This window comes from Micromonospora sp. NPDC093243, from assembly GCF_044753725.1.
Lineage (GTDB): Bacteria > Actinomycetota > Actinomycetes > Mycobacteriales > Micromonosporaceae > Micromonospora.
In genome coordinates this window covers 557,780-571,759 of sequence record NZ_JBIVNT010000004.1, presented here as the reverse complement: position 1 = coordinate 571,759, position 13,980 = coordinate 557,780, and the positions used below count along the sequence as shown (strand labels likewise).

Genomic DNA, 13,980 nt, shown 5'->3' with positions numbered 1-13,980 from the left:
TAGGGTTGATCTCGTGACTGAGATGACGTACCGCCGGCTGGGCGACTCGGGGCTCGTGGTGTCCGTGGTCGGTATCGGCTGCAACAACTTCGGCCGCAAGCTCGACTTCGACGGCACCCGGGCGGTGGTGGACGCCGCGCTCGACGCCGGCATCAACTTCTTCGACACCGCTGACATCTACGGTGAGCCGCAGGGCAGCTCGGAGGAGCTGCTCGGCGCGGCGCTCAAGGGCCGCCGGGACGACGTGGTGGTGGCGACCAAGTTCGGCATGGACATGCACGGCCTGAACGGGCCGGACTTCGGTGCCCGGGGGGCCCGGCGCTACATCGCCCGGGCCGTCGAGGCCTCGCTGCGCCGGCTCGGCACCGATCACATCGACCTCTACCAGATGCACGAGCCGGACCCGGACACCCCGATCGACGAGACCCTCGCCGCGCTGGACGACCTGGTCCGCGCCGGCAAGGTCCGCTACCTGGGCAACTCCAACTTCGCCGGCTGGCAGATCGCGGACGCCGATTGGGTGGCCTCGTCGAACGGGCGGTCCCGCTTCATCAGCGCGCAGAACCACTACAGCTTCCTGGAGCGGTCGGTGGAGACCGAGGTCGTGCCGGCCTGCGAGCGGTTCGGCCTCGGGCTGCTGCCGTTCTTCCCGCTGGCGAACGGGCTGCTCACCGGCAAGTACAAGCGCGACGAGCAGCCGCCCGCGGGCAGCCGGCTCTCCGGCGGCGGTCGGTACGCCGAGCGGTTCGCCGCGGCGGACTGGGACACCATCGAGGCGATCGGCCGGTACGCGGACGAGCGTGGGCTCACCATGCTCCAGGTGGCGATCGGCGGGCTGGCCGCCCAGCCGGCGGTGACCTCGGTCATCGCCGGTGCCACCACCCCCGAGCAGGTGCTCGCCAACGCCAGCGCGGGCAGCTGGCAGCCCACCGACGAGGACCTCGCGGCGCTGCGCGCCGTCCTCTGACCGTCCGCGGGCCCGGCTCGCCCACCGGGTAACACCGGTACGGCCGACCATGGCATACGAGCGTGATACCGCAGCGGCATATTTATGCCGCTGCGGCATCACGCTCACCCGGGTTGGCGCGCAGCGTCGAAGCCGTCCCGGGACCTCGCGCCGTGCGATTACCCCGCGTCGGAGCGGCGGCGGGTGAGCAGCATCGGCACCGCCACCGCCAGGGCGGCGAGCACCAGGACGGCCAGCCCGACCGGCCACCACCAGGCACCCCCCGCACCAGCGGTGGCACGGGCGTCGGCCGCCGGCGCGGTCGCTGCGACCGGCGCCGCAGCCGGCGCGGCCGACTGGGCGGGCCGGGCCTGCACGTGGGCGCTCGCCGTGCTCTTGTTCGGCGGCGGGGCGCTCACCGTCACCTTCCAGGTGCCCGGGGAGAGCAGCGGACCGCTGCTGTAGAAGCCCTGCCCCTCGGGCGCCGGCTCCAGCTGCACCGGGCCGACCCGTTGTCCGTCCGGGCCGGTGCCGGTGAGCGTCAACAGCACCGGCTTCTCCAGCCGGTGCCCGTCGGCGTGGACGGCCTGCACGGTCACCCCGCCCGCCCCGTCGCCGGCCACGGTCAGCTTGAGTTTCCCGGTGTGTGCCGCGGCCGGGGCCGCCGAGAGCAGGGCCAGGACCAGTCCGACGAGCAGGGCGGCGAACGCCTTGCGGGTACGCGTCACGGACGTCTCCTCACTGCGAAAGAGGGAGGCCCCTCCCCGACGCCGGAGCGTCGAGGAGGGGCCTCGTCGGATCAGAGCCGGCGGCCCGGAGCGAGCCGGGTGGCATCGCCACCCAGCCGCCCGGCACCGTCGACGGACTCGCCGTCGTTCGCCTTCACCCCGGCCTTGCTGGCCGCGCCGCCGAGCCGGACGATCATGGCGTCGGCGTCCCGGACCAGCACGTCCCGGATCTCGGCCTCCGGCACCAGGGTGGCGCCGGTGGCGAGGCTCCGGAACTCGGTCAGCTGCTTGACCGCCTTCTTGTCGTTGCCGGCCGCCTCGGCCTTACGGGCGGCGTCGAGCTTCGCGGTCAGCTGCTTGTGGGCAGTGGCCGAGAGCCGCCCCGTCGCCTTGAACCGGTCCAGCAGGTTCTGCATGTCCCGGAACGAGGTGGTGACGAAGAACCGGACCTCCGAGGTGGTCTGGTTGCCCGCCTTGTCGGTCGCGGTGACGGTCAGCTCGTGCAGGCCGAGCGGCAGCTCGTACATGGCCTGCAGGGTGCCGCTGACGTACGGCCGGCCGTCCAGCTCGCCGACCACGCTCGCGATGCCCGAGGTCGGGTCGACCGCCTGCCAGGACACCCGGACGTCCTGGCTGTCCCCGTAGAGCTGGCCGTCGGCGATGCCGGACACCAGCAGCGTCGGCTTGGTGCCGTCGATCCGAAGCACCGCCGACTTGAGCGTCTCGGCGTTGCCGGCCTTGTCGACGGACCGGAAGAGCAGCTCGTGCTCCCCGTCACCGGTCACCTCGACCGGCGCCGAGTACGGCGTCCACGCGCCACCGTCCAGCGACCACTCCACCGACTTGACGCCGGAGCCGGCATCGGTCGAGGTCAACACGACCGGGATGGTCCCGTCGTGCCAGCCGGCGTCGTTCGCGGGAGCGAACGACGCCGAGGTGACCGGCGCGGTGGTGTCGATCTTGAAGCTGACGGTCTTCGTCGGCTCCACGTTGCCCGCCTGGTCCGTCGAGCGGAACCGCAGCTCGTGCTCGCCGTCCCCGGTGACCGCCACCGGCGCGGTGTAGTCCGTCCAGGCGGTCGCCCCGTCCAGCTGGTACTGCGTGCCGGCCAGGCCGCTGCCACCCGCCTCGTCGGCGGCGGTCAGCGTGACCGTCACCGGCCCGGTGTGCCAACCCTCGGTCGGGGTGCCGGAGACCGCCGCGGTGGTCACCGGAGCCGTCTCGTCGGCCGTCTCGGTGCTGAGCCGGAAGTAGTCGAACCCGGCGGTCTTCGAGGCGGTCTGGTTGGCGCCGAGGGTGAAGAGCCCGACCTTGGGGGTGGCGCCGACTGCGCTGTTGGTGAGCGTGGTCAACGCCGTCCAGGTCGTCCCGTCGGCCGAGTACGACGCGGTGAAGGTGTCACCGCTGCGGGCCAGTCGCAGGTACCACACCGAACCGGTCAGGTTCGCCGCCTCCGGCTGCGGGTTCTGCACCGCCCCGCCGATCTCGCTGCGGAACTCGATCCGCCGCGTCACCGGCTGGCCGGCCTGGTTGTCCGCGATGTAGTCGAACTTCAGGTAGTTGTCGTCGTCGGCGTGCACGATCAGACCGGCCTGCTGGTACTGCTCGTTCAGCAGGCTGCCGTCGACCTTCGTCTCCAGGGTCCAGTCGCCGGCCGGCGCGGTCTGCAGGATGAAGTTCTCCGGCCCGGTGTTGTCGGTGCCGTAGATGTCACCGTTCGGCACGTCGACCCGCAGCGCGCCACCGGTCACCCGGTAACCCGTCGCGTCCTCCCGCAGGATCGCGTCCCACCGGCACTTGTCCAGCGTGTCGCCGGTGAACTCGTCCGACGGGTCGACCGGCCCGGCCGGCTCGTCGGGCGAGACCTGGAACCAGTCGAACGCCGCCTCGACCACCGGCGCGTCGGTGCCGCCGTTGAGCGCGAAGAGGCCGATCCGCGGGTTGGTGATGCCGGCGAGCGCGGCCGACCGGCCGACCGGGGTGAAGGTCTGCCCGTCGGCCGAGACGGCGGCGGTCAGGTTCGTCCCGTCGCTGCTCAGCCGCAGGTGCAGCGTGTCACCCGCCGGAGCGGCGGCGCTGTCGGCGGCCTCGTTGCGCGGCGCGCCGGCGGTCTCCCGGATGAACTCCACCCGCCGGCTGCTCGAGAAGAGCAGGTCCAGCTTGGCGTAGTTCTCGTCGTCGCCGTAGACCAGCAGGCCGGCCTGCTGGTAGTTGGTCGTCACCGGAAGGGTGAGCCGGGTGGTCGCCTGCCAGGCCCCGGTCGGCGCCGGCTGGAGCACCAGGTTGGTGGCGTCGTTGCGGGCCCCGTAGAGGTCGCCCACCCCGGTCGGCAGACGCAGCGCGCCCTCCGAGACCGAGTAGAGCTGGTTCTCCCGGACCACGCTCCAGCGGCTCTTGTCGAGGCTGTTGCCGGTGAAGTCGTCCGAGCGCGCCCCGAAGCAGGACGTGTTCGGCGCGTCCACCCGCACCGGCACCGTGGCGTACGACTTGGCGCCCTTGCTGTCGGTCACCGTGAGCGTCGCCGTGAAGGTGCCCGGGCTGGTGTAGGTGTGACTGGCGTCCAGGGTGGACGCCGTGCCGCCGTCACCGAAGTCCCAGGCGTACGTCAGCGGGGTGTCGCCCTCGGCGTCGGTGGCCGTGCCGTCGAAGGCGACGGTGACCGGCGCGGTGCCGGCGGTCGGGGTGGCGGTGGCGCTGACCACCGGTGGCCCGTTCTCCGTGACGCCGCGGCCGAGGAAGTCCATCCAGTTGACGTTGAGCAGCGACCCCGCGCCGCCGTTCGGGTCCCGGGCCACGAAGTACAGCGTGCCGCTCGCGGCACCGGTCACCGGCGCGGTCACGTCCGTGTACGTCTGCCATCCGCCGGTGCCCGGCACGGTTGCCGAGGCGACCAGCGGTCCGTCGGCCGCGCCGACCCGGACTTCGATCCGACCACCGGCGACGGCCGAGGCGGCCCGGAACCGGATGTCGGTGATGTTGGTCAGGTCCGCCGGGGCGAGCGACCACCAGTCGCCGTCCTCGATGAACCCGATGTTCTGGCCCCCGCCGGCGGTGTCGCCGGTGGTCTCCCGCTGCACGCCGGCGTCGCCGCCGCCGGTGCTCACCGGCGCCCGGCCGGTGGCGGTGAAGTACTCGGCCTGCTTGCGCTTGGGCTGCAACTGCTCGATCGCCCGGCCGGTGAGCGGTCCGGCCCCGCCGGTGCCGCCCTCGTCGGTGTAGGTGGCCTCGAAGACGGCGAAGACGTTCGCCTCGGCGCCGTGCCCGGAGGCGAGCGACGTCTGGACGGTGCCGGTGCAGCCGGTGTGCTGCTCCAGCGGGTGGGCGTGTTCGTCGTGGCCGAGCAGCACCTGGAGCTGGACCCGGTCGCAGTCGATCTCCCCGTCCTCCGGGTCGGTCACCTTGACCGTGTAGCGGACCTGGTCACCCCAGTCGAAGAAGCCGCCGTCCGGCGGGAACTCGATGGTCACCGTCGGCGCGGTGTTGCCCACGGTGACCGGCACGTTGGCCACCGCGGTGCGGCCCTTCGGGTTGGTCACCGTGAGCTGGGCGGTGAAGCTGCCCGCCGCCGCGTAGGTGTGCGTCGGGTTCGCCTCGGTGGAGGTCTGCCCGTCCCCGAAGGCCCAGGCGTAGGTGAGCGTGCCGCCGTCCGGGTCCCGGGAGCCGGCGCTGGAGAAGTTCACCGTCAGCGGCGCCGGCCCGGAGGTCGGCGTGGCGGCCGCCACCGCGATCGGCGCGCGGTCCCCGGCGATGTAGTCGATCCGGTAGACGCCGGAGTTGTCGTTGTTGCCGCCGAATCCGCTGCCCCACTCGATCAGGTAGAGCGCACCGTCCGGGCCGAACTCGAAGTCCATCGGCCGGATCATGCTCATGCCGGTGAGCAGCTGGTTGATGTCCACCAGCGACTTGCCGTCGGCGGTCACCTGCATGGTGTACATCTTCGACTGGTTCCACTCGCCGAGCAGCGCCTTGCCGTCGTAGTACGCCGGCCACTTGCGCTCGGAGTTCAGCTCGGCGTCGTAGCGGTAGACCGGGCCGCCCATCGGGGCGCCACCGCCGCCGATCTCCGGGTACCGGGCGTCACCGGCGTAGCCGTAGTCGACGGTGGCCGGGACGACCGGCGGGAGGTTGGTCAGGCCGGTGTTGTTGGGCGAGTTGTTCACCGGCGCGGCGCAGTCGAACTTCGCGCCGCTCGGGCCGGAGGGGAAGGTGTAGTCGTTGTACGCCTCGTTCGTCCCGGTGCAGTACGGCCAGCCGTAGTTGCCGGGGGTCACGATGTTCCACTCGACCAGGCCGCGGGGGCCCCGGGTCGGGTTGTCGGCGTTGGCGTCCGGCCCGTAGTCCGCGACGTAGAGCGTGTTGGTCTTCGGGTCGGTGCCGATCCGGAACGGGTTACGGAAGCCCATCGCGAAGATCTCGGGGCGGGTCTTGTCGGTCCCCGGCGCGAAGAGGTTTCCGGCCGGGACGGTGTACGTACCGTCGTCCTCCGGGTGGATCCGGATCACCTTGCCGCGCAGGTCGTTGGTGTTGCCCGAAGTGCGCTGGGCGTCGTAGTCCTGGCGGCCCGGCCGCTCGTCGATCGGCGTGTACGCGCTCGACTCGAACGGGTTGGTGTTGTCACCGGTGGCCAGGTAGAGGTTGCCGGCCCCGTCGAAGGCCATGCTGCCGCCGGCGTGGCAGCAGGTGTTGCGCTGGGTGTCGACCCGCAGCACCTGCTTCTCGCTGGCCGGGTCGATGGTGTCGCCGGTCACGGTGAACCGGGACAGCAGGTTGCGCGCGACGCCGTCGTTCGGGGCGTAGTAGAGGTAGACCCAGTGGTTGGTGGCGAAGTCCGGGTCGAGCCGGATGCCGATCAGGCCGTCCTCGTTACCGGTGAAGACGTCCAGGTCGACGGCCGTGACGGTGCTGCCGGTGTCCGGCTTGACGATCTGCACCCGGCCGTCGCGCTCGATGTAGAAGACCCGCCCGTCGGGCGCGATGTCCAGCTCCATCGGGTTGCTGGTGTTGCTGTCCAGGGCGACCTTCTCGAAGCTGGCGGTCTTCGAGGCGCCGCAGTCGGCGTCCGCCGCGCCCGCGGCGGTACGGATGCCGCCGAGCAGGTGGCCCAGGAACTCGGGCTCGGCGTACGACTCCCGGGTGTGCCCGCCCCCGGTGTACCAGGACCGGCCGCCGTCGAAGTCCTGGCACCAGGCGATCGGGTGGTCGGCGCCCATCGCGCCGGCGCCCGGGGTGTAGCTCTTCTCGTCCAGGCTGGCCAGCACGTGCACGTCCGGCCGCGGGTTGGTCTGGTAGTTGTACCACTCGTCGAACCGGGACCAGCGGTCCGGCAGCTCGGCCGTGGACGGGTGGGCGTGGTCCTCCACCTTCACCGTGGCCTGCTGGTTCGCCGGGTGGTTGGCGAAGTACGCGCCGACCAGGTCGCCGTACCAGGACCAGCTGTACTCGGTGTCCGAGGCGGCGTGGATGCCGACGTAGCCGCCGCCGGCGCGGATGTAGCGCTCGAACGCCGCCTGCTGCTCGGGGTCGAGCACGTCGCCGGTGGTGGAGAGCCAGATCACCGCCTGGTACTTCGCCAGGTTGGCGTCGCTGAACGCGGCGCCGTCCTCGCTGCTGTCCACGGTGAATCCGTTGGCCGCGCCGAGCTGCTGGATGGCGGCGATGCCGGTCGGGATCGAGTCGTGCCGGAAACCGGCGGTCTTGGAGAAGACCAGGACGGAGAAGGGTTCGTCGGCCGCCTGCGCGGCCTTCGGCAGCACCTGGGTGACCGGGGTCGCGGCCTGCGCGTCCCGCGGGGGGATCTGCGCGGCGGCCGGTGCCGCCTGCGCGGGCGCGCCGAAAAGGGTCGACGCGGCCAGAGCGAACGAGAGCAGGGTTGCGGTGAGGGGTATACGGGCACGACGAGATCGGGACACGCCGCCTCCTATGTCGCGGTGGACAGGGATCGCGGGGGCCGGCTCGCCGAAGACCGTCCCAGATGGAGCCGGTGCGGACACCGTGCCAGGGCGTCCACGCCAGCATTTTGTCGAATCGCTGAACAAATTAATTCCGCTGGATGCATGTCGGGCAAGATGCCAGCGGGTAACGGTTCTGCAACGGCGGGCGACATTCCGAACAGGACCGCATGAAGCGCCCAGTCGGATCCGTCACCGACCCCCGCCTTGGCAGCCCGACGGATCTGTCGTACCGTGACACGCAAGTAACCCACGGGAGCCCGGTGTACCGGGCTGAGAGGGGGGCTGACAGCCCCCGACCGTTGAACCTGATCCGGGTAATGCCGGCGCAGGGAGGAGTGTTGCCGTGCTGTCCCTTGGGCGACTGCATCTGATCACCGACACCCGACCCGGGCGGGACCCACTCACCGTGGTCCGCGCCGCCCTGTCGGCGGCCCGTGCCGAACTCGTGGTGCAGGTCCGGGTCGAGGACTCCGCCACCGACCGCGAGGCGTACGACCTGGCCCGCCGGGTGCTGGCGCTCTGCGCGCCGTACGGGGCGAGGTGCCTGGTCAACGACCGGCTGCACGTGGCGCTGGCGGTGGGCGCCGCCGGCGGGCACGTCGGCGCCGACGACCTGCCCGTCGGGGCGGCCCGCCGGGTGCTCGGCGCGGCCGCCGTGCTCGGCGCCACCGCCCGGGAACCGGGCACGGCCGCCGAGGCGGTCACCGCCGGCGCCAGCTACCTGGGGGTCGGCCCCTGCCACCACACCACCACCAAGGAGGGCCTGCCGCCGCCGATCGGGGCGGCCGGGGTGCGGGCGGTGGCCGAGGCGGTCGACGTGCCGGTGATCGCCATCGGCGGGGTGACCGCCTCCGGCGTTCCGGCGCTGCGGGCCGCCGGAGCGTACGGGGTGGCGGTGGTCGGCGCGGTCTCCGCCGCCGCCGACCCGGCCCGCGCGACCACCCAGCTGCTCGGGGCCCTGACGTGCTGACCGGCCGGTCCCCGTCGACGCGATCCGACGACCGGGCCCGGCCGGACGTGGCGGTCGTGGGGGCGGGACCGATCGGGCTGGCGATCGCCTGGCGGTGCGCCGCCCGCGGGCTGCGGGTGGTCGTGCACGACCCGGCCCCCGGCTCGGGGGCGTCGGCGGTCGCCGCCGGCATGCTCTCCCCGGTCGCCGAGGCGTACTTCGGTGAGCGGGAGCTGACCGGGTTGCTGGTGGAGTCCGCCGCCCGCTGGCCGGCGTTCGCCGCCGAGCTGACCGAGGCGACCGGCGCCGACCTCGGTTACCGGACCGAGGGCACCCTGATGGTCGGGCTGACCGGGGACGACCTGGCGGAGGCGCGCCGGCTCTGGGCGTACCAGCAGGGGCTCGGCCTGCCGGTGAGCCCGCTGCGCCCCAGCGAGCTGCGCGACCACGAGCCGGCGCTGGCCACCCGGGTACGCGGCGGGGCGCTCGCGCCCACCGACCACCAGATCGACCCGCGGCTGCTGGTGCCCGCGCTGCGTACCGCCGCCGAGCGGGCCGGTGCGGTGCTGGTGCCCGCGCCGGTGCGCCGGCTGGCCGACCTGGACGCGCCCGTCACGGTGGTGGCGGCCGGCTGCGGCGCCGCCGCGCTGGCCGGGCTGCCGGTCCGGCCGGTGAAGGGACAGGTGCTCCGGCTCCGCGCGCCGGGCGGCGCGGCGCCGGGCTTCCGGCACGTCATCCGGGGGTACGCCGACAGCGAGCAGGTCTACCTGGTGCCCCGGGACAGCGGCGAGGTGGTCGTCGGGGCGACGGTCGAGGAGCGCCGGGACACCGACGTCTCCGCCGGTGCGGTGCTCCGCCTGCTCCGCGCCGCGGTCGAGCTGCTCCCCGAACTGGCCGAGTACGACCTGGTCGAGACGGTCGCCGGGCTGCGGCCCGGCACGCCGGACAACGCGCCCATTCTCGGCCCGCTGCCCGGCCGGCCGGACGTGCTGGCCGCCACCGGGCACCACCGGCACGGGATCGTGCTCACCCCGGTCACCGCCGACCTGATCGCCGACCTGGTCAGCACCGGCGAGCCCGATCCGCTGCTCGCGCCCTTCCGACCGGACCGGTTCGCCGTCGCGGGCCCGGCCGCCGTCGGTGGAACTGATTCGACGATGAAGGGGGACCGGTGGAACTGACGGTGAACGGGGCCGGTCGCACGCTGCCCGGCGGCGCGACGGTGGCCGACCTGGTCCGCGAGGTCACCCCGCAGCAGCGCGGGCTCGCGGTCGCGGTGAACGGCGAGGTGGTGCCGCGGACCGGCTGGCCGGCGACCGTGCTGCGCGACGGCGACCGGGTCGAGGTGCTCAGCGCGGCCCAGGGCGGGTGAGCGGGGTGACATTCGAGATCGGCGGCGTGCCCTTCACCTCGCGGCTCATCCTGGGCACCGGCGGCGCGGCGAACCTGCAGGTGCTGGAGCAGGCCATCCGGGCCTCCGGCACCGAGCTGGTCACGGTGGCGTTGCGCCGGGTGGACACCGCGCCCGGCAGCGCCGGTGGCCTGCTGGAGCTGCTGGACCGGTGCGGCGTACGGCTGCTGCCGAACACCGCGGGCTGCTACACGGCCGGCGAGGCGGTCAAGGTCGCCCGACTGGCCCGGGACGCGTTCGACACCGACTGGATCAAGCTGGAGGTGATCGGCGACGAGCGGACGCTCCTCCCCGACGGGGTGGAGCTGCTGCGCGCGGCCGAGGAGCTGGTGGCCGACGGGTTCACCGTCCTGCCGTACACCTCGGACGACCCGGTGCTGGCCCGGCGACTGGCCGACGTGGGCTGCGCGGCCGTGATGCCGGCCGGCGCGCCGATCGGCTCCGGGCTCGGCATCGGCAACCCGCACCACATCCGGCTGATCCGCCAGGGCGTCGGCGTGCCGGTGATCCTCGACGCCGGCATCGGCACCGCCTCCGACGCGGCGCTGGCGATGGAACTCGGCTGCGACGCGGTGCTGCTGGCCAGCGCCGTCACCCGGGCCGCCGACCCGGTGGCGATGGCCACCGCGATGCGGCACGCCGTCGAGGCCGGCCGGCTGGCCGCCGGGGCGGGCCGCATCCCCCGCCGCTTCCACGCGCTCGCGTCCACCCCGGACGACGGGCGGCCGGACCTGTGAACCCGCAGCCCGACACCGCTCCCGTTCTGGATCCTGGCGAACGCGGGCCCCTGGCGGGGTCGGTGGCTGCCAAGTTCCCGGTCGGCGCGGTGCCGACCGGCGTCGTGCTGCTGACCGATCGGCGGGTCGCGCGGCGGCCGTTGGTCAGCGCCGTCGCGGCGGCCGTCGGTGGGGGAGTGCGCTGGGTCGTGCTGCGGGAGAAGGACCTGCCCAGCGCCGAGCGGGCGGCCCTCGCCGTCGAGCTGCGGGCGATCCTGGCCGAGGTCGGCGGCACGCTCATCGTCGCCGGTCCCGATCCGCTCGACGGTGACGCCGTCCACCTGCCCGCCGCCGGCCGCTACCCGCCGCCGAGCGTCGGCCTGGTCGGCCGCTCCTGCCACGACCGTGCGGAGCTGGCCCGTCTCTCCACCGAGGACTACGTCACCCTCTCGCCCGTGCATCCCAGCAGGACCAAGCCCGGCTACGGCCCGCCCCTGCTCCCGGACGGGCTGGCCGCGCTGATCCGGCAGAGCCCGGTACCCGTCCTCGCGCTCGGCGGCATCGAGACTCCCGACCAGGTACACGCGTGCGTCAGGGCAGGTGCCGCCGGAGTGGCGGTCCTCGGCGCGATCATGCGAGTCGACGACCCCGCAGAGGCAGCCGCCACGCTGACGGAAGCCTTCGACGAGGCGGTCACCCCGGTGCCGCACGGTCGGCCGCAGCCCTCGACACCGACCACGGGAGGGCGACGATGACCCCACCGACAGTGCTCACCATCGCCGGCTCCGACTCCGGCGGTGGCGCCGGCATCCAGGCCGACCTGAAGGTCTTCGCCGCGCTCGGCGCGTACGGGACGAGCGTGCTCACCGCGGTCACCGCGCAGAACACCAGGGGCGTCGACGCGGTGCTGCCACTGCCGCCGCGCACCGTCGCCGAGCAGCTCGACAGCGTGCTGGCCGATTTCGGCGTGCGGGCGGTGAAGACCGGCATGCTCGGCAGCCCGGCCGTCGCCGCCGTGGTGGCCGACGCGGCCCGCGACGGTCGGCTGCCGCACCTGGTCGTCGATCCGGTGCTGGTCGCCACGAGCGGGCACCGGCTCGGCGTGGTCGCCGCGGTCGAGCGGCTGCTCCCGTACGCCCGGGTGGCGACGCCGAACTGCGCGGAGGCCGCGGCGATCACCGGACGCCCGGTGGACGACCTGGCCGGGATGGTCGCCGCTGCGGAGGCGCTGACCGCCGGCGGCCCGGAGCACGTGGTGGTCACCGGCGGCGACCTCGACGGCGGCGAGGTGGTGGACGTGCTGCACGGCGGCGGGGTCACCACGCTGCTGCGCGCGCCCCGGGTGGCGACCCGGCACACCCACGGCACCGGCTGCTCGTTCTCGGCGGCGATCGCCGTCCGGCTGGCGCTGGGGGATCCGGTGCCGGCGGCGGTCGGTGCCGCCAAGGAGTACGTGCACCGCGCGCTGACCGGCGCGCGGGGCTGGGAGCTGGGCGCCGGGCGGGGTCCGTTGGACCACTTCGGCTGGACCGCTTGATCACCAGGGAGGCTGTCATGCAGGCACGACGCAAGGTGTACGTGGAGGGGTCCCGACCGGATCTCCGGGTGCCGTTCGCCGAGGTGGCGCTGACCGGGGACAACCCGCCGCTGCGGCTCTACGACACCTCGGGGCCGGGCTCCGACCCGGAGGTGGGTCTGCCGCCGCTGCGGGGGCCGTGGATCGCGGCGCGCGGCGATGTCGCTCCGGTACGCGGCGCGGGCACCCCGCTGGCCGGGGTCGACGGGCGGCGTCCGACGCAGCTCGGCTACGCCCGGGCCGGGATCGTCACGCCGGAGATGGAGTTCGTGGCGATCCGGGAGGGCGTCGCACCGGAGTTCGTCCGGGACGAGATCGCGGCCGGCCGGGCGGTGCTGCCGCTCAACGTCAACCACCCGGAGTGCGAGCCGGCGATCATCGGCAAGGCGTTCCTGGTGAAGGTGAACGCCAACATCGGCACCTCGGCGGTCAGCTCGTCCGTCGCCGAGGAGGTGGAGAAGCTGACCTGGGCGACCCGGTGGGGCGCGGACACGGTGATGGACCTCTCCACCGGCAAGCGGATCCACGAGACCCGCGAGGCGATCGTGCGGAACTCGCCCGTCCCGATCGGCACCGTGCCGATCTACCAGGCGCTGGAGAAGGTCGGCGGCGACCCGGTCAAGCTGAGCTGGGAGGTGTTCCGGGAGACCGTCGTCGAGCAGGCCGAGCAGGGCGTCGACTACATGACCGTGCACGCCGGGGTGCTGCTGCCGTACGTGCCGATGGCCGTCGACCGGGTGACAGGGATCGTCTCCCGGGGCGGCTCGATCATGGCCGCCTGGTGCCTGGCGCACCACGAGGAGAACTTCCTCTACACCAACTTCGCCGAGCTGTGTGCGCTGCTCGCCAGGTACGACGTGACCTTCTCCCTCGGCGACGGGCTGCGTCCGGGGTCCATCGCGGACGCCAACGACGAGGCGCAGTTCGCCGAGCTGCGTACCCTCGGCGAGCTGACCAAGGTCGCCTGGGAGCACGACGTGCAGGTGATGATCGAGGGCCCCGGGCACGTGCCGATGCACAAGATCAAGGAGAACGTGGACCTCCAGCAGGAGTGGTGCCACGAGGCGCCCTTCTACACGCTCGGCCCGCTGACCACCGACATCGCGCCCGCGTACGACCACATCACCTCGGCGATCGGCGCGGCGATGATCGGGATGTTCGGCACCGCGATGCTCTGCTACGTCACGCCGAAGGAGCACCTGGGGCTGCCGGACCGGGACGACGTGAAGGCGGGCGTGATCGCGTACAAGATCGCGGCGCACGCGGCCGACCTGGCCAAGGGCCACCCGGGCGCGCAGGCCTGGGACGACGCGCTCTCCAAGGCCCGGTTCGAGTTCCGCTGGGAGGACCAGTTCAACCTCGCGCTGGACCCGGAGACCGCACGGGCGTACCACGACGCGACGCTGCCCGCCGAGCCGGCCAAGACCGCGCATTTCTGCTCGATGTGCGGCCCGAAGTTCTGCTCCATGAAGATCACCCAGGAGCTCAAGGAGTACGCGGCGCGCGGCATGCGGGACAAGTCGGCGGAGTTCGTCTCCGGCGGCGGTCGGGTCTACCTGCCGCAGGCCTGAGTTCCGTCAGTGCGCGACGGGGCAACCGGTCAGAACCGATCCGGCCGGTTGCCTCCCAGGCGGGGCGCCTTCCATCTGGTCCCAGGCCCAGTCCAGAGCCTACGGCTCAGGGCGTGAGACTCGTTGCGCCGT

Annotated in this window: 10 protein-coding genes and 1 riboswitch; of the genes, 8 read left to right on the top strand and 2 right to left on the bottom strand. The window is 73.2% G+C overall.

Features of this window, described 5'->3' with window-relative positions:
- Positions 1 to 22: 22 nt before the first annotated feature.
- Complete coding sequence (locus tag ACIP9D_RS16365; protein ID WP_350872112.1) at positions 23 to 967, top strand: aldo/keto reductase; 945 nt, start codon at positions 23 to 25, stop codon at positions 965 to 967.
- 158 nt (positions 968 to 1,125) lie between these two features.
- On the opposite strand, the gene ACIP9D_RS16360 is transcribed toward ACIP9D_RS16365, so the two are convergent.
- Entirely contained in the window at positions 1,126 to 1,674 is a 549-nt protein-coding gene (locus ACIP9D_RS16360; protein WP_350871236.1) for a hypothetical protein, read from the bottom strand.
- Positions 1,675 to 1,745: 71 nt separating this feature from the next.
- Positions 1,746 to 7,583, bottom strand: a complete 5,838-nt coding sequence (locus ACIP9D_RS16355; RefSeq protein WP_350871238.1) for a ThuA domain-containing protein — start codon at positions 7,581 to 7,583, stop codon at positions 1,746 to 1,748.
- Positions 7,584 to 7,864: 281 nt separating this feature from the next.
- A riboswitch (TPP riboswitch) is annotated at positions 7,865 to 7,974 on the top strand.
- Between ACIP9D_RS16355 and thiE the strand changes: the two genes are divergently transcribed.
- From thiE to thiC, 7 genes are all read left to right on the top strand, one after another.
- A complete protein-coding gene (gene thiE / locus ACIP9D_RS16350; RefSeq protein WP_350871241.1) occupies positions 7,969 to 8,595 on the top strand; it encodes a thiamine phosphate synthase in 627 nt (208 codons plus the stop codon). It overlaps the preceding riboswitch by 6 nt.
- Positions 8,589 to 9,755 carry a glycine oxidase ThiO gene (gene thiO / locus ACIP9D_RS16345; protein WP_350871243.1) on the top strand — a complete coding sequence of 389 codons (1,167 nt, stop codon included), beginning with the start codon at positions 8,589 to 8,591 and terminating at the stop codon, positions 9,753 to 9,755. The genes thiE and thiO overlap by 7 nt, the downstream gene beginning before the upstream one ends.
- Positions 9,746 to 9,946, top strand: coding sequence for a sulfur carrier protein ThiS (gene thiS, locus ACIP9D_RS16340; RefSeq protein WP_350871246.1), 201 nt, complete (start codon positions 9,746 to 9,748; stop codon positions 9,944 to 9,946). The genes thiO and thiS overlap by 10 nt, the downstream gene beginning before the upstream one ends.
- A complete protein-coding gene (locus ACIP9D_RS16335; RefSeq protein WP_350871248.1) occupies positions 9,943 to 10,722 on the top strand; it encodes a thiazole synthase in 780 nt (259 codons plus the stop codon). Before thiS ends, ACIP9D_RS16335 begins: the two co-directional genes overlap by 4 nt.
- 62 nt (positions 10,723 to 10,784) lie before the next feature.
- Complete coding sequence (locus ACIP9D_RS16330) at positions 10,785 to 11,456, top strand: thiamine phosphate synthase (RefSeq protein ID WP_350871249.1); 672 nt, start codon at positions 10,785 to 10,787, stop codon at positions 11,454 to 11,456.
- Entirely contained in the window at positions 11,453 to 12,238 is a 786-nt protein-coding gene (gene thiD, locus ACIP9D_RS16325; RefSeq protein ID WP_350871251.1) for a bifunctional hydroxymethylpyrimidine kinase/phosphomethylpyrimidine kinase, read from the top strand. The genes ACIP9D_RS16330 and thiD overlap by 4 nt, the downstream gene beginning before the upstream one ends.
- Before the next feature lie 17 nt (positions 12,239 to 12,255).
- Positions 12,256 to 13,848, top strand: coding sequence for a phosphomethylpyrimidine synthase ThiC (gene thiC / locus ACIP9D_RS16320; RefSeq protein ID WP_350871253.1), 1,593 nt, complete (start codon positions 12,256 to 12,258; stop codon positions 13,846 to 13,848).
- Positions 13,849 to 13,980: the final 132 nt, after the last annotated feature.